This window comes from Micromonospora sp. DT46, from assembly GCF_049841735.1.
Taxonomy (GTDB): domain Bacteria; phylum Actinomycetota; class Actinomycetes; order Mycobacteriales; family Micromonosporaceae; genus Micromonospora; species Micromonospora reichwaldensis.
The window spans coordinates 510,626-535,822 of sequence record NZ_JBNCKW010000006.1; the positions used below are offsets into that span (position 1 = coordinate 510,626).

Here is a 25,197-nt window from a genome sequence, read left to right on the forward strand (position 1 = left end):
GGCCCGATTGATTCGCAAGTGGCACCTGTCGACCGGCACGCAAGTGCCGCCCTCGACAGGTGTCCCATCTCACGGCAAACCGGTGGCGGCGCAGTCGCGTCCCACCGCGACGGCAGGGTGTGAGGAATGAACTCGTACGGCGATTCCAGTTCCCCGCGCGGGCGGGCCCAGATTCCGGGCCAGCACGGCGACCCCGGCGGTGACGCCTCCGGGGGCGGCTGGTCGGCTGCACAGGACGGTACGGCACCCGCGGGCCGCGCCTCGGTCGCGCCCCGCGCCGCCGGCGGGCGGGCCTCGGTCGGCGGCTCGGCCGCCGTTCCGCCGCGCGGCGGTTCCGTTCCCGGTTCGGCGTCCGCGGCCGTTCCGCCGCGCGCCGGAACAGCCTCGGTGGGCTCCGCCTCGGTGGGTTCGGCCTCGGTCGGTCGGGCGGCGCCCGGCCGGGCCGTGCCGGTCTCGCCTGCGCCCGGCGTCGGCCGGGCGGCGGGCTCGGGTCGCGCTTCGGTGCCGGTCTCCCCGGCCGGCGGGCCGGCAGGTCGCGCCTCGGTGGGCTCCGCCGCCGTCGGCGCCGCCCCGGCCGGACGGGCCAGCGTCGGATCGGCGGCGGTCGGCGGCGTCAGCGGCCGCGCCTCGGCCCGGGCGAGCGTCTCGCCGGCCGCAGGCGGCCCGGGTGGGCCCGGCGGGCCGACCGGCCCCGGTCGGCGCGGGCGCGGCGCGGGCGACCCGGCCGGTGCGTCGCGGGCGAAGAAGCGCAAGCGGGTCAACATGCTGATCGCCGCCTTCGCCGTGTTCATCATGCTCGCCGGGCTCGGCGTCGTCGGCTTCACCTACTACTCGACCAACGTGGTCCTTCCGGAGGACACCACGCCGCCGCAGGCGACCACCCTCTACGCGTCCGACAACAAGACGATCATCGCGAAGGTCGGCACGCAGAACCGGACCCTGGTCACCATCGACCAGATCCCGAAGTGGGTGCAGGACGCCGTCGCCGCGGCCGAGGACCGCAACTTCTACGAGCACTCGGGTGTGGACTACAAGGGCATCGTCCGGGCCGCGTGGAACAACGTCTCCGGCGGCAGCAAGCAGGGCGCCTCGACGATCACCCAGCAGTACGCGCGCAACGCGTTCGACAACCTGAAGGACGACACCTACGCCCGGAAGGTCAAGGAGGCGATTCTCGCCTCCAAGCTGAACGACGAGTACACCAAGCCGCAAATCATGCAGCACTACCTGAACATCATCTACTTCGGGCGGGGCGCGCACGGCATCGAGGCGGCGGCGCAGACGTACTACGGCAAGCCGGCGAACAAGCTGAGTGTGGCCGAGGGCGCGGTCCTCGCCGCGCTGATCAAGCAGCCGGAGGCCGGGATGGGCCACAAGGGCTACGACCCGGCGGTGAACCTTGCCGAAGCCAAGTCCCGCTGGGAGTACGTGATCGGCGGCATGGTCGCCGAGGGCTGGCTGAACGCCCCGGGCAAGCCGGCGGCGCCCACCCTGGCCGAGTACCCGATGCCCAAGAAGCCGAACCAGGGCGGCGCCGGCATCGACTTCGGCGTCAACACCCCGTACGGCAACGTGATCAACTACGTCAAGCAGGAGATGCGGGACAAGGGCATCTGCGTCGACAAGGAGGAGCAGATCACCGACGCCAAGCCGCTCTGTTCCCAGGCGCTCATGTCGGGTGGCTACAAGATCCGCACCACGATCGACACGAAGATCCAGGAGGCGGCGGTCGAGACCGCCCAGCGCAGGACCAAGGGATCTGAACTCGCCGGCCAGCCGCCGAACCTGATGGCGGCGGTGGTCGCCATCGAGCCGAAGAACGGTCGCGTGCTCGCCTACTACGGCGGCGACAACGGCACCGGCACCGACTACGCCGGCAGGAACATCGACTCCTCCGGCAACCCCTACGGCGGTCACCCGCCGGGCTCGAGTTTCAAGATCTACACGCTGGCGGCGGCGCTCAAGGAGGGCAAGGCCCTCGAGTCGCGCTGGAAGGGCAAGGCCTTCACCCCGAAGGACACCAAGTTCAAGGTCAGCAACGCCGGCGTCGACAACCCGGAGTGCGGCAACTCCTGCACCCTGACGGTCTCCACCCTCAAGTCGCTGAACGTGCCGTTCTACCACGTCACCGAGGCGATCGGCCCGGACAAGGTCGTCGACATGGCGGCCAAGGCCGGGGTCAGCATGATGTGGCGGTCGGACACCGACCCGCCGAAGGGCTACGACCTCACCAAGACCGACCCGAAGGACATCGCGCCGAACCCGTTCTTCCACGTCATCGGCTACGGCCAGTACCCGATCACCGTCCTGGACCACGCCAACGGCGTCGCCACCTTCGCCAACCAGGGCCGCTACCACAAGGCCCACTTCCTCTACTCCGTCGAGAAGAGGGACGAGGCCACCGGCAAGTGGAAGAAGATCGCCGACGAGGGTTCCCTCAAGGGTGAGCAGCGCATCGACAAGGACGTCGTGGCGGACGTGACCTCGGTGCTGGAGCAGTACCCGGCGCGGGTCGACCACAAGCTCGACGACGGCCGGAAGGCCGCTTCCAAGACCGGCACCTGGGAACTCAAGGCGGACAGCGACGACAACGGCGACGCCTGGATGATCGGCTACACCCCGCAGATCGCCACCGCCGTCTGGGTCGGCAACGTCAAGGACCGCAAGCCGCTCAAGCTGAAGAACGGCAACAAGATCAGTGGCGGCAACCTGCCGGGCACCATCTGGGAACGGTTCATGGACGAGGCACACAAGGTCAAGAAATGGGAGAAGAAGGACTTCCCGCCTGCGGCGAACGTCGGCAATCCGAACACCGGCAACGGTGAGGCACCGCCGCCCCCGCCGCCTCCGACGGGCCCGCCGAACTGCGGTCCGCTGGGCCTGCTCTGCCCGCCCGGCGGCAACAACGGCGGCGGCAACCCTCCCGGCGGCCCTGGTGGCCCCGGTGGCCCCGGCGGACCCGGCGGGCCCACCACTCCGATCGATCCGCGCCCCGGCCGGGACGGCGGCGGCGGCGGGCTGCTACCGAGCCTGACACCCAGACCGGACAACGACTGATCGACGAACGCCGCCGGCGGCCGGAGCACCTCTCCGGCCGCCGGCGGCGTTTCGCGTATCGACGTGTCGCGAGAGGGAGGGGACGCGGAGGCCCGATGTACGGCAGGATGCACCTTCATGAGCACGCAGTCGACGCGAGGCATCGACGACGCCGGTGCCCCTGACCATCCGTCCCGCTCCGACGGCTTCGTCCGGGGCGTCTCCGGCGCGATCGGCGGCCCGCTGGGCGACCACGCCGTCGCTCTGGACCGGCCCGTTGGGCGGGAGAGCCGGTTCTGGACGGCGACCCGCATCGTCCTGGCCCTGGTCTGCCTGACCCTGGCGTTGCACTGGGTGCAGAAGTCGCCCTGCCAGGACGGCGCCTGGCAGAACAATGTGCAGTACACCCGCTTCTGCTACACCGACGTGCTGGCGCTCTACTACGCCGAGCGGCTCAACGAGGGTGCGGTGCCCTACCAGGACCACCCCGTCGAGTACCCGGTGCTCACCGGCTACTTCATGGGCGCCCTCGGCCTGCCCGTGCACGCCCTCGGCCAGAACGACCCGGGGCTCAACCAGGGCATGTGGTTCTACAACCTGAACGCGCTGGTGCTCGGCGCGCTGGCGGTCGCCACCGTGGCGATGCTCCTCGCCCTACGCCGCCGGCGACCATGGGACGCCGCGCTCTTCGCGCTCGCCCCCGCGCTGATGCTCACCGCCACGGTCAACTGGGACCTGCTCGCCATCGGCCTGGCCGCGTTCGGCCTCTTCGCCTGGGCCCGCAGCCGACCACTGGCGGCCGGCGTCCTGCTCGGTCTCGCCGGGGCGGCCAAGATGTGGCCGCTGTTCATCCTCGGCCCGATCCTGGTGCTGGGACTGCGCGCCGGGCGGCTCCGCGCCGCCCTCACCGCCCTCGGCGCGGCCCTCGTCTCCCTGGTCCTCGTGAACCTTCCGGTCGCCATTCCCTACCGGGAGAACTGGGACCGCTTCTTCGAGCTGAACTCGACCCGGCCCATCGACTGGGGCACCCTCTGGTACATCGGCCGCTACGTGGACGGAAAGTTCGGCAACGCCAACCCCGCCGACCTCGGGCCGTTCGAGTGGCTCAACGCCAACATCCCGACGCTGAACACCCTGTCGTACGCCCTCTTCGGGCTGGCCTGCCTCGGGGTGGCCGCGCTGGGGCTGCTGGCCCCGCGCCGGCCCCGGCTCGCCCAGCTCGCGTTCCTGGTGGTCGCCGCCTTCCTGATCTTCAGCAAGGTGTGGTCGCAGCAGTTCGTGCTCTGGCTGCTGCCGCTGGTGGTGCTCGCCCGCCCGAAGTGGGGTGCCTTCCTCGCCTGGCAGGTGGCCGAGGTCTGCTACTTCGTGGCGTTCTACGGCGAGTTGCTCGGCGCGGCGACCAGCAAGCCGGTCTTCCCGGAGGGGGTCTTCGTGCTGGCGTCGACGCTGCGCCTGGCCACCGTCGTGCTGCTCTGCGTGCTGGTCGTCCGGGAGATCCTGAACCCCGAACTGGACGCGGTCCGCAAGACCTATCCGGACGATCCAGACGGTGGCGTGTTCAACGGCACCAGGGACGCACCCTGGGTGGCTCGCTGGCGTCGACCAGCCCCGCCCTCGCCGCAACCGACGGAGTTGGCGGCCAGCTCGGCCGCGGCCGGCAGCGGTGGCGGGCGGACGGTGGCCGGCGAGTGACGTCCTGATGGCGCCCTGTCGGGGGTCCCTACCCCGTCGACCGGTGTGAGCGCCGTCGACGCGATCCTGCCCGCGCTGCTCGTCACGGTCTGGCTCGGCCTGGCCCTCGTCCGGCGGGCGTCCGGGTGGTTCTTCGGCCTGGGCGGCTGTGTCGCGCTGCTCTGCTTTCCTGCCGGAATCATCGCTGGCAGGTTCGAGCTCGGCGACACCGACTGCACACCGGGGAACCTGTGTTTCTCCGCCAACATGGTCGACTGGTGGTTGAACGGGCTGTTCGGTCTGTTCACGGTCGCGGTGTTGGCGATCCTCTCCGGTGCCCGCAAGCTCTTCGGGGGATCGGACGACCGGGAGGCTGCTGCGAGATCAACGCGAGGGTGATGAGGGTCACAGGCGGTAGATCACGATGTTCCCTACTTCCTCGCGGGTGATGCCGAGCCCGTCGACCGGCGCGTCCACGGTGACCTCCCACGGCGTGCCGACGATGTGGTCCCGCATCAGCAGCACGTTGCGTACGCCGAGGACGCGCAGGTAGTCGACGCTGGTCTGATCGGGGAAGGCCAGCGTCACCCGGCGTACGTCGTCGAGTTGGCGCGGGGTGAAGCCGCTGCCCCCGTTGACCAGGTCCTGGAACTTGCTGGTGGACCAGAGCATCACCGGCTGGTCGAGGCTCTGGCTGCTCGGCAGCACCAGCAGCGGTCCCTCCACGGTGCGCATCGCGGCCGGCTGGGACGGCACGACCGGGTGCGGCGTGGCGTTCAGCCCCTCGCCGAGCACCAGCACCAGCGGCAGCAGCGTGGCCAGCCGCAGCCACGGGCTCGGCCAGGAGGGGATCCGCTCGGCGTAGACCTCCCGTACCCGGGTGGCGAACGCGCTGACCGCGCCCGCCGCGAGCAGCCCGAGCAGCAGCGTGGTCCAGAGCATCAGCCGGCCCGGGGTGCGGATGCCGTTCCAGCCGGGCAGGTGGTCGAACAGCGGCACGTAGGTGAAGGTGCCGTCGAAGAACCGGGTGCCCATGGCGAGCACCATCGTCACCACCACCCCGGCGAGCAGCAGCAGCCGGTGGCGCAGCTTCCACACCGAGAAGAAGAGCCCGCCGGCGGCGAGCGCGTAGAGCACGAAGCCGGGCAGCAGGGTCATCTCCGGGTGCCAGGGCAGCGCCGCTCGCGCGCCCTCGTGCAGGGCGCCCCAGACCCGCGACTCGGCGGGTGCCGTGAAGAAGCCAGCCGCCGGCGGCGAGTAGACGCCGATGTCGCCGATGGAACGCTCCGCCTGCGGGTGCGCCCCCGCCACCTTGAAGTACGGGATGGCCAGCAGGCCGCCGACACCGGCGAAGAACAGGCCGCCGACCAGGTCCGCGATCAGCAACCGGCGGCCGAACGGGCGCTTGACCGGCCGGACGACCCACCGCCGCAGGAACCAGGTGACGGCCGCGACCAGCACGGTCCCGGCGAGGAAGTACGCGAACGGCAGCCCGATGCCGAAGCCGAGACTGAGTTGCCAGGCCGCCACGAACCAGCCGGCGTAGACCCAGCCGTCGTGCCGGCGTTCGGGACGGTACCCGTGCCGCAACGACCAGCCGTGCCCCCGGGCGAGCATCGCCAACGCCAGCGGGATGCCGCCGTTGGAGATCACGTGCAGGTGCCCGGCCTGGGCCAGCAGCCACGGCGCGTACGCGAAGCTCGCCCCGGCCACCGCGGAGCCGATCCGGCCGGCGCCGAGCTGACGGGCCAGCGCGTACGCCCCGAGCATGGCGAGCGCGTGGGCCAGCACGAACATGATGTTGTAGCGGAGCACGGCGGCTTCGGGACCGGTGCCGATCATGCCCGCCGGGGCGTAGCCGAGCAGGGTGTCGGAGAAGGCGAAGCTCCAGGACTCCGGAAAGAAGGTGTTCGACTGCCACATCTGCGCCGGGTTGGTCAGCAGGATGTGCCCCGACCAGGCCATCTGCCACGCCTGGAGGCTGGGGTCCCAGTAGTCCTGCGGCAGGGTGTGTCGCGGGTAGCGCAGCGTGGGCCAGGTCAGCAGCACGGCCAACGCCAGCGAGGCGAGCGTCGCGAGCGTCCACTCGTGGATCAGCCGGCGGCCCACCGCCCGCACGGCGCGCCCGAGCCGGGAGGGCACCGGTTCAGGGGCGGACGCGAAGGCCTCCCACCGGTCCGGCTTGCCCTCCTTGTCACCCCCGTCCTGGCTCTTGCCGGCCGCCTTGTCGCCGTCCTTGCCCGCGCCGTCCTTGCCCGCGCCGTCCTTGCCCGCGCCATCGCCGACGGCCCCGGCCACACCGGCTGAGCCCGCCTTGACGTCCGGCTTGTCGGCTGCACCCGCCTTGGCGCCGTCTTTGTCGGTTCCGCCGGCCTTGGCGTCGACCTTGTCGGCTGAGCCGGCCTTGGCGTCGTCCTTGTCGGTTGCGCCCGCCCTGGCGTCGTCCCTGCCCGCCTTGGTTGCGGTCTTGTCGGCCCCGCCCGCCGTGGCGTCGGTCTTACCGTTTTCCGTCTCGGTCGCGCCGGTCGCGCCGGTCGCGCCGGTCGCGCCGGTCCCGTCGGACCCGACCGCCCCGGCGGGTGCCCCGGCCTCGGCATGGGCCTTGCCGGCACCGGGCCGGGCTCCACCGGCCTTGGGCTCGGTCGCCCCAGCCTTGGGCTCGGCCGCCCCAGCCTTGGGGGCCCCGCCGGTCCTGGGTTCGGCCTCGGCGGTCCTGGCGGCGGCCGGGCCGGTCGTGGCGCCGGTCGTGTCGGTCTTTCCGGCGGCTTCCGTCTTCCCGGCGGCGTCGGCCTTCTCGGCGGCGGAGTCGGGACGGGGGCTGCCGGGGGCGGACTGCTCGGTCGTCATGCCGCCGGGCTCCCCGTGCCCAGCCGGTCGCGTAGGAAGGCGATGTCGGCGCCCTGACCGTCGACTCCGCCCGGGGTCTCGACGATGACTGGTGCGCCGGCCGCGCGGATGACCGCCACCACCAGCTCCGGGTCGATCGTTCCGCCGTCGAGGTTGTCGTGCCGGTCCTGGCCGGAGTTGAACGCGCCCTTGGAGTTGTTGGCGTGCACCAGGTCGATCCGGCCGGTGATCGCCTTGACCCGGTCGACGAGCCCGAGCAGCTCCTCGCCGCCGGCGTGGGCGTGGCAGGTGTCCAGGCAGAAGCCCACCTCGTGATCGCCGACGGCGTCCCAGAGGCGGGCGAGCGCGTCGAGCCGCCGGGCGCAGGCGTTGTCACCGCCGGCGGTGTTCTCGATCAGGACGGGCACGCCGAAGCCGCCGGAGTCCGCCGCGTACGCGAAGGTCTTGCGCCAGTTGTCGAAGCCGACGGCCAGGTCGTCGCCGGCATTGACGTGCCCGCCGTGCACGATCAGCCCCTTGGCGCCGATGGCGGCGGCCGCCTGGGCGTGCCCGAGCAGCAGCTTGCGGCTGGGGATCCGGATCCGGTTGTTCAGGGTGGCGACGTTGATGACGTACGGCGCGTGCACGTAGAGGTCGACGCCCGCGGCCCGCAGCCGGTCCGCGTCCTCCCGCGGCTTCGGCGCCTTCCACCCCTGGGGGTCGGAGAGGAAGAACTGCACGGCCTCGGCCCCTCGGGCGGTCGCCTCCGCCACCGGGTCGGTCGAATCGACGTGGGCTCCGATACGCATGCACGGGAGCCTACGTCGCGTCGCCGACAGCCGGGATGACGGCGGTGGCGGACTCGCCGTTCCTCGCGTCACCTCCCAGCGGCGGCGGTCGTTGATGCGAGTGGGATCCACGGTTGCCGCAGCCGGCCCGGAACGGCCGCTGGTCGGCCCGTCCCGGAGGCGCGTCGAACCGCCCGAGAGCGGGGGCACCCCCCGTCGCGCGGCCCGGCGCGGCGGGGGCCCGCCCTGACGGAACCGGGCTCATCGGGAAATTTGTCGGAGAATTCCGCCATTTCCCCCGACAAGGGGCAAGAGCCGTTGTAACGTCAGGTAACAACACGATAAAGCTCCGCGGGGCGTCCCCGGTCCAACCTCATCGGTGTGGTCGTTCCTCCCCAGGTCCCACCCAAGGAATGCGGACGGGACGCCCCGCGGCCTCGTGTACGGGGGCTCGCATCGACAGCGACGTCGACGCGGGCCCCCGTCGCCTCGCCCGGTGGAAGGGCCCCGCCGACCACCCCGGGCATGATCGTCGGGACCGGGTATCCTGGTCCGGTTGTCCGCGTACGGCCGGGTTCCCCCGGAACCGGCGCGGGCCACGACGCACGACCTCCTGCCACGGAAGGACCGTGGCCGCTTAGCCCACAGGAGGTGAGCACGTCTTGCGTCATTACGAAGTCATGGTGATCCTCGACCCCAGCCTCGAGGAGCGCACCGTCGCCCCGTCCCTCGACACGTACCTGAACGTGATCCGGACTGCGGGTGGCTCGGTCGAGAAGACGGACGTGTGGGGCCGCCGGCGCCTCGCGTACGAGATCAACAAGAAGGCCGAAGGCATCTACGCCGTCATCGACCTGCAGGCGACGCCCGCAGCGGTGGCCGAGCTGGACCGTCAGCTGCGGCTCAACGAGTCCGTGCTGCGCACCAAGGTCATCCGGCCGGAGATGCGCTAAAGCATTCAACCCCGGTCCACCCGGATCAGCCTCATCGGCACTGTCGGAGGGCTCTGAGAGCCTGTACGGCAGAACTGATGAGTGCGCGAGGAGATGGTCATGGCAGGAGACACCACCATCACGGTCATCGGCAACCTGACCGATGACCCCGAGTTGCGGTTCACCCCGTCCGGTGCGGCGGTCGCCAAGTTCCGGGTCGCTTCGACGCCCCGGTTCATGGACAAGGCCTCCGGCGAATGGAAGGACGGCGAGCCGCTCTTCCTGGCGTGCACCGTGTGGCGGCAGGCGGCGGAGCACGTCGCCGAGTCGCTCCAGCGGGGCGCCCGCGTGATCGTCTCGGGCCGGCTGCGTCAGCGGTCGTACGAGACGCGCGAGGGCGAGAAGCGCACCGTCATCGAGCTCGAGGTCGACGAGATCGGCCCGTCGCTGCGCTACGCCACGGCGAAGGTGCAGAAGATGTCCCGCTCCGGCGGCGGTGGCGGCGGCTTCGGTGGCGGTGGTGGTGGAGGTGGCCAGGGCGGCGGCGGAGGCAACTTCGACGACCCCTGGGCCTCGGCTGCACCGGCACCCTCGCGCGGTGGTTCGGGTGGCGGCAACTTCGACGAGGAGCCCCCGTTCTAATGGCGCCGAGCGCCCGCGATCGCAAACCAGGAGCACGAGCAATGGCCAAGGCCGCTGCACTTCGCAAACCGAAGAAGAAGGTGAACCCGCTCGACAAGGACGGGATCACCTATATCGATTACAAGGACACCGCGCTGCTGCGCAAGTTCATCTCCGACCGCGGCAAGATCCGCGCTCGGCGGGTGACCGGCGTGACCTCGCAGCAGCAGCGGCAGATCGCCCGTGCGGTCAAGAACGCCCGTGAGATGGCGCTCCTGCCGTACACGGCCACGGCCCGCTGAGAGGAGGCACCGATATGAAGATCATCCTGACTCAGGAGGTGTCCGGCCTCGGTGCCCCGGGCGACATCGTCGAGGTCAAGAACGGCTACGGCCGTAACTACCTGCTGCCGCAGGGCTTCGCGATCGCCTGGACCAAGGGTGCGGAGAAGCAGGTCACGGTCATCAAGCGGGCCCGTTCGGCCCGTGAGATCCGCGACCTCGGTCACGCCAACGAGGTCAAGGGCCAGCTCGAGGGCCTCAAGGTCAGCCTGAAGGCCCGCGCCGGCGACGGCGGTCGGCTCTTCGGCTCGGTCACCCCGGCCGAGATCGTCGACGCCGTCAAGGCCGCCGGTGGTCCGGTCCTCGACCGTCGTCGGCTGGAACTGTCCGGTCCGATCAAGTCGACCGGCTCCTACCCGGTGCAGATCAAGCTGCACCCCGAGGTGAGCGCCAAGTTCGACCTCAACGTCGTCCAGGGCTGACACCTCACCCGAGCACCACGACAGGGCCCGCACCGACCGGTGCGGGCCCTGTTCGTGTACGGCCTGCGGCGTACGCTCCCGCTCGCGCCGTCGGCCAGCTCGTCGCGGTGCGGGCCGACCAGGGCGGCGGCGTGTCAGCCATCGGGTGGCCACGCTGGTCATCAGCCGACAAGCCGGTCGGCGCCTTCGGCGAGCAGCGGCAGCATGGTCGTGTCGTCGCGCTGATCGTCAGCCGATCGGCTGGCCCGTCACCGCGCTGATCATCACCGTCGAGAGACCGCCGCCGACCACGGCCGCCGCCAGCGCGACGCTGGCCGAACGCCACGTCGTACCGACCCGGCGCAGCAGCAGCGCCACGACCAGGCTGCTGGCCAGCGCCAACCCGAAGCGCGGCAGGCCCGCTGCCAGCGAGCCAAGCGCCCGCGCCCGAGGCGAGTCGCAACCCCCTCCGCTGATGTCGGTGACACACCCCGCCGGCACCTGTCCGTCCAGGGTCAGCAACCAGACGAAGATCAGCGCCGCCGGCACCAGATAGCACGCGACCGTGTAGAGCAGCGACCGCCACGGACCGCCAGGATCGGGATCGAGCAGGTCGTCCTCGATACGACGGCCCCACGCCCCCGCCCCGGCGGTCCCGGCCCTACGGCGTACGGCCGACGCCGTCGCGGCACCGACCGGCTCGGCTACGCGCCGACGCGGCGCGGGACGCGGCCGCGGCGCGGAGTAGGGCACCACGGGTGACCGGGGCGCCGACGCCGGCGGGTCCATCCAGCGGGGATCGTCGCCCGCCAGCCGGGTGCCCGACCAGAAACCCTCGCTCCGGTCGTCCTGCCCCGGCCAGGACCATTCCTGCACGGCGCCCCCGCCGGAGCCCGGCGCGGTCCTGTCCCACCCGCCGTCGTCGGAACATCGCTCCCACGCGCCGGTGTCGTCGGACCGGCGCCACTCACCGGTGCCGTCGGTCCGGTCCCACCGACCCGTGCCGTCGCTCCGGTCCCAGCTGCCGGTGTCGTCGGCCCGGTCCCACCGGCCGGTGTCGGCGTGGTCCCAGCGGTCGACCTCACCGGCCGGGTGCCACGCGTGCACACCCGACGCGTCCCACGCGTCCACCGCCGGAGGGGAGGGTGGGCTCTCGGACGCGGCGAGGTGCGACTCCCGGTCCCAGGGATCGACGGCGGGGCGGTCCTCCGCCGCCCGCCGGCCCCGGCGGGCCGGCCGCTCGGCCTCCCGATCCGGTACGGACCCGGACGCGTCCGCCTCCTCCAGGCCGGACCAGACGACCTGCGGGCGTTGCGACGGCAGGCGCCTCGGCCGGCTCGGCGGCGCCGAGCCCGAGACGGGGTCGTCCTCGGCCCGCCGCCGCCCGGAGTATCCCCGCTCCTGCGGACGGTCGAACGTCCACTCCCCGGTGTGCTCCGACTGCTGGGCAGCGCCGAACGTCCACTCTCCGGTGTGCTCCGACTGCGGAACAGCGTCGATCGCCGGGGTCTCGCGCCAGCTCGTCTCGCTGACCCGGTGCCAGCTGTTCGTGGTCTCCGTGGCCCGCCAGGCACCGGAGTGCGGTTGGTGGGCCTCGATCCCCACCTCGTCGTCGGGCGCGGCGTGACGGCCACCGCCGTCGGCGCTGCGGATCCCCGACTCCAGGGCCCAACGCGGCAGGTAGCTGTCGACCGGCTCCTGCTGCCCGCGCTCGACAGCCCGGCGCCGGCTCGGCGTGCGGTGCCGCGCGGGAGCGTGCTCGTACGGATCGACCGGTGCCGGGTCGGCGGGATCGTCCCAGGAGGCGACCGACTCGCGCGGACCGCCCTCTCCGCGTCCCCAGTCCCGGTTACTCACGGCCGGAGCGTGACCCTTCTCAACCGATTGCGCAATCCGCTGTGCAGGTGTAGCCGTTCGCTGGAGATAGTACGGGACGTTCGACCGCGCAGTTCGACCGAAAACTTGCCGTCCACAGGCTGGGGATTGTGTTTCCGCAGGTCAGCACCTTGCAGCGGAGAATTCCCCAGCCGTTGTCCACAGGCTGTGCACACCCTGCGCACATGCTTGTCCCCCGGCGTCCACAGGTTGTCCCGAGGCTCGTCCACCGACGTGGTTGAGGGGCTGACCTCGGGTTCCGTATGGTTGGCCCCCGACCGGTCGTGCGATGACCCCCGATCGACCGGCAGGTCGAGGTTGTCCATCCCGGCGACAGGGCTGGATCCAGATCCGACGCAGTGGAGGGGGGACCCGTGTCGGTCACCGACGACATGCGGGCGGACTCGCGATCGGGCGGGGGGCACGCGTCCCCGCCGCCGCAGCGCGACGGCCAGTTCGACAAGACCCCGCCCCAGGACATCGCCGCCGAGCAGTGCGTCCTCGGCGGCATGCTGCTGTCCAAGGACGCCGTCGCTGACGTCGTGGAGATCCTCAAGACCAACGACTTCTACCGGCCGGTGCACGCCACCATCTTCGACACCATCCTGGAGATCTACGGCCGGGGCGAGCCGGCCGACTCCATCACTGTGGCGGCGGCCCTGGCCAACTCCGGCGATCTCGTCCGGATCGGCGGCGCCCCCTACCTGCATACGCTGATCGCCAGCGTGCCGACCGCCGCGAACGCGGCCTACTACGCCCGCATCGTCAGCGAGCGGGCGGTCCTGCGGCGTCTGGTCGAGGCCGGCACCAAGATCGTGCAGCTGGGCTACGGCACGGCTCAGGGCGGCAGCCGCGACGTCGACGACGTCGTCGACCTCGCCCAGCAGGCGGTCTACGACATCACCGAGCGCCGCGTCAGCGAGGACTTCGCCGTACTCGCCGACATGCTCCAGCCGACACTGGACGAGATCGAGGCGGTGGGCGCCCAGGGCGGCATGATGACCGGCGTCCCCACCGGCTTCACCGACCTGGACCGCCTGCTCAACGGCCTGCACGCGGGGCAACTCGTGATCGTCGCCGGACGCCCCGGGTTGGGTAAGGCGCTCGCGCTGGACACCCCCCTTCCCACGCCGACGGGCTGGACCACCATGGGGGACGTGAAGGTCGGCGACGAGTTGCTGAGCGCTGACGGCCTGCCGACGAAGGTCACCGCCGCGTTCGAGGTACGGCACGACCGGCCGTGCTACGAGGTCGAGTTTTCCGACGGCTCGGTGATCGTCGCCGACGGTGAACACCTGTGGAAGACCACTACGCGGGCAAGCCGCCGCGCTGCCCCCGCCCGCCGCCGCAACCACTGGTCTCCCGAGGCCATCGAACGGCTGCACCGGGCAGCCGCCGGCGCGGCGCCCGGCGACGACGTCACGATCGCGGAGCTGGCCGCCGTGCTCGGCCCGGAGTTCACGCACACCGCCCACCGGGTGACGCGCGACATCGCCGACGAGTCGCCCGTCGTCATGCGCAGGCGCCCGCGTGTGCGCCCGGCCAGGGCCTATCCGGCCCGCCGTCTCTACCGCCAGTTGCTGGAGCGTGTCGAGCAGTGGTCGGAGAGCCTGGCGGCGGCGGAGCTGCAAGACGTGGTGACGACGGAGCAGATACGAGCGACCCTGCGTACGAACACGGCCGACCGACGACTCAATCATGCGGTCGAGAACGCCGCCGCACTCCGCCTTCCGGAACGCGAACTCCCGCTTGCGCCGTACACGCTCGGCGTCTGGCTCGGCGACGGCCACACGGCGGAAGGAAGGGTCACCACCGTCGACCCGGAGATCCTGGCCGGAATCGAGTCCGACGGCTTCGAGGTCAGACCTTCGGGGCCGATGGTCTACACCATTCGTCCGCCGCGGCTGCCCGCGATCCCGGACCGTGAATGCGTCGTCTGCCACGCCGTCTTCACGCCTCGTGGCCCGGCGATCCATACCTGCGGCCAGTCGTGTGGGGGCCGGTCGAAAGGACTCGTCCCTGCGGCGCGGCGCGAAGGTTGCGCCCACTGCGGGAGAGTGGACGCCAGCGCCTGGAACGCAAGTCGCAGGTGCCGCGACTGCCACAAGCGTTACGGCTCCTTCCGTGGTTACCTGCGGGCGGCCGGGGTGTTGGGCGACAAGCACGTCCCCGCCGCGTACCTGCGGGCCTCGGAGGCGCAGCGGCGAGCGCTGCTGGCCGGGCTGCTCGACACCGACGGCACCGTGACCGTCAGCGGGAACGTGCAGTTCACCACGACGTCCCCCCGCCTCGCCGAGGACGTGCACGAGTTGGTCGTCAGTCTCGGGTACCGCTGCTCGGTCAGCCGGAAGACCGTCAAGGGGCGCACCGCGGAAAGCTCGATCGCCTTCAACTTGAACTTCACGACGAGGGACGAAGTGTTCCGCCTGACCCGCAAGCGGGAGGCGCACCGGCTGCGGCGCCGTAGCGAGAGCAACTCCCGGACGGACAGCCGTTTCATCGTCGACGTCCGACCGGTGGCGAGCGTGCCGGTCCGGTGCGTCACGGTGGACAATCCCGAGCACCTCTACCTTGCGGGTCGGGCGATGATCCCGACACACAACAGCACGGCGAGCATGGACTTCGCGCGCAACGCCGCGATCAGGGCAAACCAGGCGGCGGCCATCTTCTCGCTGGAAATGAGCAAGGTCGAGATCGTCATGCGGCTGCTGTCGGCCGAGGCGCGCGTGCCCCTGCACGTCCTGCGCAGCGGCCAGCTCTCCGACGACGACTGGACCAAGCTCGCCCGCTGCATGGGCGAGATCAGTGAGGCGCCGCTCTTCGTCGACGACACGCCGAGCATGAACCTGATGGAGATCCGGGCCAAGGCGCGCCGGCTCAAGCAGCGGCACGACCTCAAGCTGATCGTGGTCGACTATCTCCAGCTGATGACCTCTCCGAAGCGCACCGAGAGCCGGCAGCAGGAGGTCGCGGACCTCTCCCGTGGCCTCAAGCTGCTCGCCAAGGAGGTGGAGTGCCCGGTGATCGCGGTCAGTCAGCTGAACCGTGGCCCGGAGCAGCGCACCGACAAGCGACCGCAGCTGTCCGATCTGCGTGAATCGGGCTCGATCGAACAGGATGCAGACGTCGTCATCCTGTTGCACCGCGACGACTACTACGACAAGGAGTCGCCGCGTGCCGGGGAGGCGGATTTCATTGTTGCCAAGCACAGAAATGGCCCCACCGACACGGTGACGGTGGCCGCGCAGCTCCACCTGTCGCGCTTCGTGGACATGGCCATCGTCTGAGGGCGGCCGCGCCGGTCAGCCCAGCAGGGGGAACCAGCCGGCGACCTCGCCGAGTTCGAGCTGGTCGCGGTCGGTGAGCGGCAGTCGGCCGGTGGCCTTGAGCAGGTAATCCGCGTCGCTCCACGCGGCCGGTCGGACGGCGTCGTCGCTGAGCAGGCCGTCCATGGTGGTCACGGCGACCCGCGTGGCCAGCACTCCGGGCAGGGGCGCGTCGGGCAGGTCGAGGACCAGGTCCAGGTGGTGCACGACGGCCTCGGTGGTCAGCGTGGCGAGCAGGTCCGGCACCCGCAGCACGTGCCCCTGGGTGGTCACGTGGCCGTCGGGGTCGGCCGCGCCTGCGGCGCGTACGGCGGCGGGTGCGGTCTCGGTCCAGAGCCGGACGATCCCGCCGGGGCGGTCGAAGGCGGCTGCGGAGCGGCGGGCCCACCAGGCATGCCGCGCGCCTTCACCGTCCCTCTCGGCCGGGAACGCGCGCCAGTAGGTCACGTCGTCCACGTCGGGCGGGCCCTCGGCGGGGCTGGCCAGTGCGACCAGCGCTCGCTGGGCGTCGCAGAGCACGTGGAACAGCAGGTCCGCGACGAGCCAGCCCCGGCACCGGGTGGGCCGTTGCAGGTCCGCGTCGTCGAGGTCGGTGACGACGCGGGTGATCCCGTCGTACGCCTGCGCCAGCGCGAGGTGTCGTCCGCGGTGCGTCATGGAGCGCAGCGTCGCACGGCCGCCGCCGCTCGGCACGGCGAACGGCGGCGGAACGGGGCGTGGCACCAGACCACGGGTGACCGGGCCGGTCGAGGAGCCGGCCCGGTCGACGGAGTGGCTCAGCCGAACATCTCGTCCAGGAAGCTCTTGTGCTTCTTGCGCTTGTAGTGGCCGTGGTAGCCGTGGTGCTGCTGGCCGTAGGCGGGGGCCGGCGGGTAGCCGTGCACCGGCGGGGGCGGCGGCGGGACGGCGCCGTAGCCCGGCTGGTGCGGGGCGGGAGCGGGCGGCGGGGGCGGCGGGGGCGGGTAACCGCCCTGCTGGTGGCTCGGCTGGCCGGGGTAGCCGCCCTGCTGGTGGGCGGGCTGTGCCGGGGCCGCGCCCTGCTGGCGACTCCAGTTGGCCTCCGCCTCGAACAGCTTCTCCAGCTCACCGCGATCGAGGAAGATCCCCCGGCATTCGCCGCACTGGTCGATGGTGACGCCGCTGCGCTCGTACTGGCGCATCTCTCCGTGACACTTGGGACAGGTCAGGCTCATCCTCCGACCGTACCCGGTCAGGTCACGCAGTCGCTGTCAGCGCTTCCGTGACTTCGGAGTCGGCGACCTCGTGGAAGTCCTCGTAGTAGGTGCTCACCGCCATGAACTCCGGCGGGTGCTGGGCGCAGACGACCTGGTCGGACTCGGCGGCCAGCATCTCGTACGCCTCCTGGGAGCCGACCGGGACGGCCACCACGACCCGGCGGGCGCCGAGGTGACGGGCGACCTGGACGGCGGCGCGGGCGGTGGCCCCGGTGGCCAGGCCGTCGTCGACGATCACGGCGGTGCGCCCGGTCAGGTCGAGCGGCGGCCGACCGGCGCGGTAGAGCCGTTCCCGCCGTTCCAACTCGGCCTCCTCGCGGCGGACGACCTCGGCGACGTCGTCCTCCGTGAGTCGACTGGCGACGACGTCGTTGAGGACCCGCACGCCGCCGGGGCCGAGCGCGCCGAAGGCCACCTCGGGCGCCCACGGCATGCCGAGTTTCCGGACGACCAGCACGTCGAGGGGTGCGCCGAGACGCTCGGCGACCACCCGGGCCACGGGCACGCCGCCGCGTACCAGCCCGAGGACGATGACGTCCGGTGCGCCGATGAGTGCGGTGAGCCGTTCGGCGAGCGTCCGGCCCGCCTCTTCGCGGTCGCGGTAGGTGGTCATGCCTCAGGTCTACGCCGTGTCGCCGGCCTCCGCCCGCCGGTTCGCGGAAACCGGGGGGTGCAGGGCGGGGGCCCACGCGAGGAGGGCGAGCGGGTAGAGCAGGTAGCCGAAGCGGGTCGTGGGCATCAGCAGGATCGCGGCGAGCAGGCCGTACCCGCAGATCAGGGCGGTGGCGGCGGCGGTGCGGGGCGGGCGGCGGGCGAGCCGGACGGCGATGGCCAGCCCGGCGGCGAGCAGGAGGGCGACGGCGACGGCGCGGCCGGCGGGCAGCGCGGTGGCGATCAGGTGACCGGGGAACGGCGACTGGGCGGGGCTGGTCACCAGGCCGTGCCCGAGCGGGAAGCGGAGCACGTTCTCGACCAGCGCGTCGCGGTCGACGAGCATGGCCGGCAGCAGCGCGGCGGCGGGCACGCCGATCGCGCCCGCGGCGACCCGCAGGCCGGCCCGCCGGGTCAGCCCCCAGATGATCAGCACGAGGGCGACCGGCCAGGCGAAGAGCTTCAGCGCCCCGGCCAGGCCGACCGCGAGACCGGCCCGGCCCGGCCGGCCGGCGGCGGCGAGGGCGAGGGCGAGCAGGCAGAGCGCGAGTACGGGCAGGTCGTCGCCGCCGGTGGCGAGGGTGAGCGCGCAGATCGGGAGGACGGTGGCGGCCTGTACGCCCCGGAGCAGGGCGGCGCCGGTGTGGTCGTCCGCCCTCCGGCGTGCGCCGCGGGTGACGGCGCGGACGGCCAGGGCGAGCGCCAGCGCGGTCCCGACGGCGAACCAGACGCGGGCGTCGGTCCACCAGGCGTCGACGGCCGCCCGGGGCAGCCCGAACAGTGCCATTCCCGGCTGGTAGGGGGTGTAGCCGAGCAGTTGTTCGCCGGGTGGCAGGGCGGCGATCGCGTCGTGTCCGAGGTACGGCGTGCCGGTGTCGACGAGCCGCCGGCCGGACTCCTCGACGACCAGCACCTCCTCCTGCGCCCGGTCGGTGCGTCCGCCGGCCCGTTGGATGCTCTGCCAGGCCAGCGGCAGCAGGGCGGTGGCGAACCAGGCGAACCCGGTGACCGCCCAGCGGGCCCGCAGCCCGGCCGGCGGCGCTACGGGGTCGCGCCGCCGCAGCAGGAGCTGGCCGGTCGCGGCGAGGGCCGCGAGGAGGTATCCGACGGCGGCGACGGCGCCCCAGGCCCGGTGCGGGAGCAGGGTGGACGTGGCGGCGGTGATCGCGGCGAACGCCGCCGACCCGGCGTACAGGCCGAGGTCGAGGGCGAGGCCGCCGGCGGCGGAGTCGAGGCGCTGCCAGCCACGGCGGCGGGCGGTCGGGGCGGCGGTCACGCGGGCCAGTCTGGCAGCAGGTGCGCGTCGCCGCGTCAGGCGGGCAGTTGGCGCCTGCCGCCGCGTCAGGCGGGCAGGTGGCGGTCGGTGCGGCCACGCCCGCCCGGCCGGCGGCCCGGGGCGAGCCGGATCACGGCGCCGGCGTCGTGCAGCGGAGGTGCGAGGGTGCCGGGGCTGCCCCCGGAGCCGCGCCGGAACGCCGCGAGGAGCGTGCCGGCGGGCACCGGCCGGGCGAAGAGGTGCCCCTGGCCGGCCGTGCAGCCCAGCTCCCAGAGGGCCCGGCGCTGCGGCTCGCTCTCCACGCCCTCGGCCACCACGTCGAGCCCGAGGCTGCGGCCCAGGTCGAGGGTGGAGCGGATGACGGCGGCGGCCTCGGCGGAGGTCTCCATGGCGGTCACGAAGCTGCGGTCGATCTTCAGCTCGTGCACGGGGATGCGGGAGAGCAGCGACAGGGAGGAGTAGCCGGTGCCGAAGTCGTCGAGCGCCAGCCGGACCCCTTCGTCGCGCAGCCGGCTGAGCACCCGGTCGACCACGTCGAGCTGGCTGAGGGTGAGCGTCTCGGTCAGCTCCAGCACCAGCCGGTCGGGGGGCAGGTCGTGGGCCCGCAGCCGGGCGAGCACGGAGCCGGGGAAGCGGGCGTCGAGGAGGCTGCGCGGCGACACGTTGACCGCCACGGGCACGTCGAAGCCGGCGTCCCGCCAGCTGCCCGCCGCGATCAGGGCCTGGTCGAGGATCGCCTCGGCGAAGGCGGGGAGCAGGCCCGAGCGTTCCACCGCCTCCAGGAAGCGCAGCGGGTCGATCATTCCGTGGGTGGGGTGGTGCCAGCGGGCGAGGGCCTCCGCGCCGGTGACCCGGCCGGTGCCCAGGTCGACGATGGGCTGGAAGTTGACGGTGAACTCGTGGTCGGCGACGGCGCGCGGCAGTTCGCCGCCGAGGGTGAGCCGGCCGAGGTCGGCGGTGTCGCGGGTCGGTGCGTACGTCGAGGTCCGCTGACCGGCCCGTTTGGCCTGGTACATCGCGACGTCCGCGCGGCGCAGCAGCTCCGGCATGCCGCCGGTGGCGGGTGCGGCGGCGATCCCGCCGCTCGCCTCGACGCTGATCCGCATGCCGTCGAGGTCGAACGGCTCGTGCAGCGTGGCGAGCAGGGTCTCCGCGCGGTGCGCGGCCACCGCGGGGGCCGGCAGACCCCGCAGGAGTACGGCGAACTCGTCGCCGCCGAGCCGGGCCACCAGGTCCCCCTCCTGGGCGGCGTCGCGCAGCCGCTCGGCGACCTGCACCAGGACGTGGTCCCCGGCGGCGTGCCCGAGGGTGTCGTTGACCTCCTTGAAGTGGTTGAGGTCGATCAGCACCAGCGCGGTCACCCCGTCGGCGTGCCGGGTGTCGAGCTGTTCGGTGCCCTGGTCGAGCAGGTGCCGGCGGTTGGCCAGCCCGGTCAGCGCGTCGTGGGTGGCGGCGTACGCGTGCTCGTCGGCGACCCGGGCCAGCTCGGCGTACGCCTGCGCGTTGCGTACCGCCGTGCAGAGCGCCGAGGCGAAGGTGCGCAGCGTGTACTGCTCCCGCTCGGAGAGCTGCACGGGCCCCCGGAACCGCAGCCGCAGTACGCCCACGTCGACCGTCCGGTCGTGCCCCTCCAGGGCGGCGGGGACCACGGTGCCGTCCACGGCGGTCGGTTCGCCGGCCGGCCCGTCGTACGTGATGGCGACGGCACCGCCGCGTACTGTCCGGCCACCGTCGCGCAGCTCGATCTCCACCTCGTCGGCGGAGAACAGCTCGGCGGCCTGGGTGACCGCGGTGGTGAGGACCTTGTCCAGGTCGACGACGTTGAGCGCGTCGGTGGTGCGGGCCAGCCGCTGCCACGCCTGCTGCTCGGTGCGGGCCTTGACCCGGTTGGAGTAGAGCAGGTGGAGGCTGAGTACGAGGGGCGGCACCGCCAGCAGGAGCCGGGGGTCCCCATGGAGGATGAACAACGTGGTGACGATGAGGACGAAGCGCGCCAGCGCGCTCGTCAGGCGCAGCCCGAGGTCCTCGCGGAAGAGTTGCCTGAGCCGGGTGCCCGTGGCGAGTGCGATGACCGGGAGGGTCAGCACTTCGTCGAGGACCACCGTGACGGCGTAGGCGACCCCGATCGGGCCGAGGGCCGGCCACAGGTCGGTGATCGGTGGCGATCCTCCGGCCGCGTGGAGGGCTGCTCCGCCGCCCACCGCCAGCAGCATGGTCTTGGCCACGCCGAAGGCGGCCTTCAAGGGCGGGAGCTTGGCGAGGTACTGGGCTATCGCCACCCCGATGCCGGTGGTCAGGATCACCAGCGGAGTTGGCGCAACCGCCAGGCTCAGGATGATCGCTGTCTCACTCCAGGAGATCGCGTGGACCGTCGCGCGAATCCGGATCCGCCACTTGATCGTCATGGCGAGGAAAGCCAGACAGATCAGAGTGAGCGAGAGCGTCAGGTGGTTGCGTGACCAGCCCAGCTGGGTCAGCTCGCGGAGACACAGGGCGGCCGCGATGGCGGCCGCAACGCAGACGAGGCCGACGTGCAGCGTGAGCCGCCGCTCGGCCTCTGTCTTGCCCACGTTCAGTCGTGTCACGGCATCCCGACTGCTTCCGACTGCAAAGCACGCCAAGATTACCCGCGGTCACGCGCCAGCCACAATGCTCAGTTCCACTCGTGTGCCGACATCGCTATCCCTCCCCGGTTTCGCGTTGGCCCTTGCGCGGCTGTGTTCCGCGACGCCGACAGCCTAAGTGCGGTTCGGCCAATTATGGAGGGATATATGTGACTATGGGCAATGGATGAGAACCGTGCCCTGCGACGTGACTTTCTGCTTCTGGCCGGGAACTCAGTGCTGTGTTTCTGCCGACTTCCGGTTAACGCTAGATAATGAACCGGTGGCGGCGTCGGCGCATCGGACACGACGGTGCAGTTTGCAGCGGCCGACGGCGTGGCACCGGGTTGTGGCCCGTGTCCTGGGCACATCGCGTGGTCGGGGCCACCGCTTCCGTGCCGGTGCGCCCATCCGCCCGGGTGGTTCCGTCAGCGCTCACCGCCTGCCGCCGCTCCCGGCGAGGTCACGGAACGACCGGAGCAAGATGCACTCCGTATGTTGCCCGTTGCCGCCCCGATCGATACGGCCGGAAGATTCTCCCGATGGTGATGATCGCTTCCGTGGCGTTGCGGAGTCAATGACGTCCGTCGTTCGAGGACGGCATGCCGAGCCACCGTCCACCGGGAAGGGAGGGCTATCGGCCCGGTCCATGAAGTGGGATGGAAACGGCCGCGGGACAACGGGCCGGAAACGCGTTCCGAATTCGCGACAGGGGTGGCCCACTCGCCCGGAGTCGCGGCCGTCGCGCGATCGAAAGGCACGTCGGTTCAGCCGGTGCGGGGCCGACCGTCGCCCGGCGCGCGACGCCGTGTGCCCGCGCCGGTGATCCCCTGCACGCGTACCGGAAAGATAGGCTCGCGGGCGTGACCGATCCCGCGCAGCTCACCCACGTCGATCCGGCGGGCGCGGCCCGCATGGTCGACGTCTCCGCGAAGGCGGTCACCGGCCGCCTGGCCGTCGCTGCCGGCCGGCTCCGCACCACGCCAGAGGTCGTCGAGCTGCTGCGCCGCGACGGGCTGCCCAAGGGCGACGCGTTGGCGGTCGGTCGCCTCGCCGGCATCATGGGCGCGAAGCGCACCCCCGACCTGATCCCGCTCTGCCATCCCATCGCCCTGCACGGCGTCACGGTCGACCTGACGCTCACCCACGACACCGTCGAGATCACCGCCACCGCGCGGACGGCGGACCGCACCGGCGTGGAGATGGAGGCGCTGACCGCGGTGGCCGTCGCCGGGCTGGCGCTCGTCGACATGGTCAAGGCGGTCGACCCGGCGGCCAGCGTCGACGCGGTCCGGGTGCTGCGCAAGGAGGGCGGCAAGACCGGCCTGTGGGTCCGCCCGCAGGAGCGGCCGTGATCCGGGCCCGGGTCGTCGTGGCGTCCAACCGGGCCGCGGCGGGGGTCTACGCGGACACCAGCGGTCCCCTGCTCGTCGCGGGCCTGCGCGACCTCGGCTGCGAGGTGGACGGGCCCGTGGTGGTGCCCGACGGCGAACCCGTGGGCGAGGCGCTGCGCGCCGCCCTGGCCGACGGGATCGACGTGGTGCTGACCAGCGGCGGTACGGGGATCAACCCCTCCGACCGCACCCCGGAGGTGACGCGGGCGCTGCTCGATCACGAGATCCCCGGCATCGCCGAGGCGATCCGGGCGCACAGCCGCGACAAGGTCCCCACCGCCGCGCTCTCCCGGGGGCTCGCCGGCGTCGTCGGCCGGATGCTGGTGGTCAACCTGCCCGGGTCGACCGGCGGGGCCAGGGACGGCCTCGCCGTGCTCGGGCCGATCCTCCGTCACGCCGTCGACCAGCTCCGCGGCGGCGACCACTGACGACGCGGGAGGGCCGCGACCAACCGGTGGGCGCGGCGCCGCTGACGGCGCGGCCGGCATGCCGCACCGTTAGGCTCGGCCGGTGAGCACGGAAACCGCCCCGGCCGCCGAGCCGGCCACCGCGCCCCCGCCCGCCGGCTGGGAGGAGGCCCGGTCCCGGGTGTACGCGGTCGGCCTGGCCGCCGCGTTCCCCGCCGTCAGCCGGCCGCTCGCCGAGATCGACGGGCACACCCTCGCCGAGCCGCTGGCCACCCGCACGGACCTGCCCGCCTTCCCCACCTCCAGCGTCGACGGCTGGGCCGTGCGCGGCACCGGGCCGTGGCGGCCGGTCGGGCGGGTGCTGGCGGGCGGCACCCCGGCCCCGCTGACCGACGACGGGACGACCGTCGAGATCGCCACCGGCGCGATGGTGCCGGAGGGCACCACGGCTGTGCTGCGGGTGGAGGAGTCCCGTCGTACGCCGGAGGGCCTCGTCGACGGCACGCCGCGGCCGGCGCCGGAGTGGCGCGAGCCGGGCGAGGAGGCCTACGCCGGGGAGGAACTGGTCCCCGCCGGCACGCCGGTGGACCCGGCGCTGATCGGCCTGGCCGCCTCCTGCGGGCACGACAGCCTGCTGGTGCGGCGGCAGCCCCGCGCCGCGCTGCTGGTCTTCGGCGACGAGCTGCTGACCGCCGGCCCGCCCGGCGCCGGGCGGGTGCGCGACGCGCTCGGGCCGGCGGTGCCGGCCTGGCTGCGCCGGTACGGCTGCCTGGTCCGCCCGTCGGACGTGGTCGGACCGGTGGCGGACACGCTCCCCGCGCACGTGGCCGCCCTGCGCGCGGCGCTGAGCACCGCCGACCTCGTGTGCACCACCGGCGGCACGATGCACGGGCCGGTCGACCACCTGCATCCCACGCTGGAGGCGCTCGGCGCGGACTACGTGGTCAACACGGTGGCGGTGCGGCCCGGTTTCCCGATGCTGCTGGCGCGGCTGGTCGACGCCGACGGCCGGGTCCGGTTCGTCGCCGGGCTGCCCGGCAACCCGCAGTCCGCCATCGTCGCCCTGGTCTCGCTGGTCGCCCCGCTGCTGGCCGGCCTGGCGGGCCGCCCGATGCCGGTGCTGCCGCACGTCACGCTCGCCGAGCCGGTGCGCGGCCGGGGCGCGTACACCCATCTGGCGCTGGTCCGGTTGGACCGGACCGCCGGCACCGCGCACCCGGTCCGGCACGTCGGCTCGGCGATGCTGCGCGGGCTGGCGGGCGCCGACGGGTTCGCCGTCATCCGCCCCGGCACCTCCGGCGAGCCGGGGGACCGGGTGCCGGTCGTACCGCTGCCGCTGCTGCCCGGGGAGCGTGCGTGGTGACCACGCCGACGACCGACGCGTCGGGCCGGCCCGCGACGTTCGGCGAGGTCACCGACCGGCCGCTCGACCTCGCCGCGCACGAGGCGGCGGTCGCCGACCGCCGGGCCGGCGCGGTGGTCTCGTTCCAGGGGGTGGTCCGCGACCACGACCACGGCCGGGCGGTGACCAGCCTGGAGTACGAGGGCCACCCGAGCGCCGGGCGGATCCTGCGCGAGGTCGCGGCCGAGATAGCCGCCGACCCGGACGTGTACGCGGTCGCCGTGTCGCACCGGCTGGGCCCGCTCGACATCGGCGACGCGGCCCTGGTGGCGGCCGTCAGCACCGCCCACCGGGCCGCCGCGTTCGCGGCCTGCGCCCGACTGGTCGACGAGGTCAAGGCGCGGCTGCCGATCTGGAAGCGACAGGTCTTCGCCGACGGCACCGAGGAGTGGGTGAACTGCCCCTGAGGGGC

Annotated in this window: 19 protein-coding genes and 1 pseudogene; 12 read left to right on the forward strand and 8 right to left on the reverse strand. The window is 72.6% G+C overall.

Features of this window, described 5'->3' with window-relative positions; translation table 11 throughout:
- The first annotated feature begins 126 nt into the window (after positions 1-126).
- The 3 genes from ACLQ20_RS19570 to ACLQ20_RS19580 all read left to right on the forward strand — a co-directional run bounded on the left by ACLQ20_RS19570 (position 127) and on the right by ACLQ20_RS19580 (position 5,106).
- Positions 127-3,057: a transglycosylase domain-containing protein gene (locus tag ACLQ20_RS19570; protein WP_425857120.1), complete on the forward strand. Its 2,931-nt coding sequence runs from the start codon at positions 127-129 to the stop codon at positions 3,055-3,057.
- A 117-nt stretch (positions 3,058-3,174) separates the two neighbouring features.
- Positions 3,175-4,728: a glycosyltransferase family 87 protein gene (locus ACLQ20_RS19575; RefSeq protein WP_425857122.1), complete on the forward strand. Its 1,554-nt coding sequence runs from the start codon at positions 3,175-3,177 to the stop codon at positions 4,726-4,728.
- 45 nt (positions 4,729-4,773) lie between these two features.
- Positions 4,774-5,106, forward strand: a complete 333-nt coding sequence (locus ACLQ20_RS19580) for a hypothetical protein (protein ID WP_358118786.1) — start codon at positions 4,774-4,776, stop codon at positions 5,104-5,106.
- A gap of 6 nt (positions 5,107-5,112) precedes the next feature.
- On the opposite strand, the gene ACLQ20_RS19585 is transcribed toward ACLQ20_RS19580, so the two are convergent.
- A complete protein-coding gene (locus tag ACLQ20_RS19585) occupies positions 5,113-7,554 on the reverse strand; it encodes a hypothetical protein (protein ID WP_425857125.1) in 2,442 nt (813 codons plus the stop codon).
- Entirely contained in the window at positions 7,551-8,342 is a 792-nt protein-coding gene (locus tag ACLQ20_RS19590) for a deoxyribonuclease IV (protein ID WP_151456172.1), read from the reverse strand. The genes ACLQ20_RS19585 and ACLQ20_RS19590 overlap by 4 nt, the downstream gene beginning before the upstream one ends.
- 641 nt (positions 8,343-8,983) lie before the next feature.
- On the opposite strand from ACLQ20_RS19590, the gene rpsF reads away from it, so the two are divergent.
- The 4 genes from rpsF to rplI all read left to right on the forward strand — a co-directional run bounded on the left by rpsF (position 8,984) and on the right by rplI (position 10,637).
- Positions 8,984-9,274: a 30S ribosomal protein S6 gene (rpsF, locus tag ACLQ20_RS19595; RefSeq protein WP_121397433.1), complete on the forward strand. Its 291-nt coding sequence runs from the start codon at positions 8,984-8,986 to the stop codon at positions 9,272-9,274.
- A gap of 81 nt (positions 9,275-9,355) precedes the next feature.
- Positions 9,356-9,895 (forward strand): single-stranded DNA-binding protein, encoded by a 540-nt coding sequence (locus ACLQ20_RS19600; protein ID WP_199729229.1) that lies wholly within the window; start codon positions 9,356-9,358, stop codon positions 9,893-9,895.
- Between the two features lie 41 nt (positions 9,896-9,936).
- A complete protein-coding gene (rpsR, locus tag ACLQ20_RS19605; protein ID WP_007073789.1) occupies positions 9,937-10,176 on the forward strand; it encodes a 30S ribosomal protein S18 in 240 nt (79 codons plus the stop codon).
- Positions 10,177-10,190: 14 nt separating this feature from the next.
- Positions 10,191-10,637, forward strand: coding sequence for a 50S ribosomal protein L9 (rplI, locus tag ACLQ20_RS19610; RefSeq protein WP_151456174.1), 447 nt, complete (start codon positions 10,191-10,193; stop codon positions 10,635-10,637).
- 228 nt (positions 10,638-10,865) lie between these two features.
- Here the strand turns inward: rplI and ACLQ20_RS19615 are convergent, their stop codons facing one another.
- Entirely contained in the window at positions 10,866-12,473 is a 1,608-nt protein-coding gene (locus tag ACLQ20_RS19615) for a hypothetical protein (RefSeq protein ID WP_358118781.1), read from the reverse strand.
- A gap of 377 nt (positions 12,474-12,850) precedes the next feature.
- On the opposite strand from ACLQ20_RS19615, the gene dnaB reads away from it, so the two are divergent.
- Complete coding sequence (gene dnaB / locus ACLQ20_RS19620) at positions 12,851-15,778, forward strand: replicative DNA helicase (RefSeq protein WP_327030030.1); 2,928 nt, start codon at positions 12,851-12,853, stop codon at positions 15,776-15,778.
- Between the two features lie 15 nt (positions 15,779-15,793).
- Here dnaB and ACLQ20_RS19625 read toward each other — a convergent pair whose 3' ends face one another.
- The 5 genes and pseudogenes from ACLQ20_RS19625 to ACLQ20_RS19645 form a co-directional block, all read right to left on the reverse strand.
- Positions 15,794-16,474 (reverse strand): maleylpyruvate isomerase N-terminal domain-containing protein, encoded by a 681-nt coding sequence (locus tag ACLQ20_RS19625; protein ID WP_425857131.1) that lies wholly within the window; start codon positions 16,472-16,474, stop codon positions 15,794-15,796.
- Between the two features lie 119 nt (positions 16,475-16,593).
- A complete protein-coding gene (locus ACLQ20_RS19630; protein WP_327030029.1) occupies positions 16,594-17,010 on the reverse strand; it encodes a zf-TFIIB domain-containing protein in 417 nt (138 codons plus the stop codon).
- A gap of 22 nt (positions 17,011-17,032) precedes the next feature.
- Positions 17,033-17,665, reverse strand: a complete 633-nt coding sequence (locus ACLQ20_RS19635; protein ID WP_132235514.1) for a phosphoribosyltransferase — start codon at positions 17,663-17,665, stop codon at positions 17,033-17,035.
- Positions 17,655-18,979, reverse strand: a pseudogene (locus ACLQ20_RS19640) (glycosyltransferase 87 family protein); the annotation flags it as partial. The pseudogene ACLQ20_RS19640 and the gene ACLQ20_RS19635, both read right to left, overlap by 11 nt.
- A 65-nt stretch (positions 18,980-19,044) precedes the next feature.
- The gene (locus tag ACLQ20_RS19645) at positions 19,045-21,564 is read right to left on the reverse strand and encodes a putative bifunctional diguanylate cyclase/phosphodiesterase (RefSeq protein WP_425857134.1); all 2,520 of its coding nucleotides are present in this window, start codon (positions 21,562-21,564) and stop codon (positions 19,045-19,047) included.
- 881 nt (positions 21,565-22,445) lie between these two features.
- Between ACLQ20_RS19645 and moaC the strand changes: the two genes are divergently transcribed.
- From moaC to ACLQ20_RS19665, 4 genes are all read left to right on the forward strand, one after another.
- Complete coding sequence (gene moaC, locus ACLQ20_RS19650; protein ID WP_358118773.1) at positions 22,446-22,937, forward strand: cyclic pyranopterin monophosphate synthase MoaC; 492 nt, start codon at positions 22,446-22,448, stop codon at positions 22,935-22,937.
- Positions 22,934-23,404, forward strand: a complete 471-nt coding sequence (locus ACLQ20_RS19655; protein ID WP_358118771.1) for a MogA/MoaB family molybdenum cofactor biosynthesis protein — start codon at positions 22,934-22,936, stop codon at positions 23,402-23,404. Before moaC ends, ACLQ20_RS19655 begins: the two co-directional genes overlap by 4 nt.
- A gap of 82 nt (positions 23,405-23,486) precedes the next feature.
- Positions 23,487-24,746, forward strand: coding sequence for a molybdopterin molybdotransferase MoeA (locus ACLQ20_RS19660; protein WP_425857135.1), 1,260 nt, complete (start codon positions 23,487-23,489; stop codon positions 24,744-24,746).
- Positions 24,743-25,192: a molybdenum cofactor biosynthesis protein MoaE gene (locus ACLQ20_RS19665; protein ID WP_151456338.1), complete on the forward strand. Its 450-nt coding sequence runs from the start codon at positions 24,743-24,745 to the stop codon at positions 25,190-25,192. Before ACLQ20_RS19660 ends, ACLQ20_RS19665 begins: the two co-directional genes overlap by 4 nt.
- Positions 25,193-25,197 lie beyond the last annotated feature (5 nt).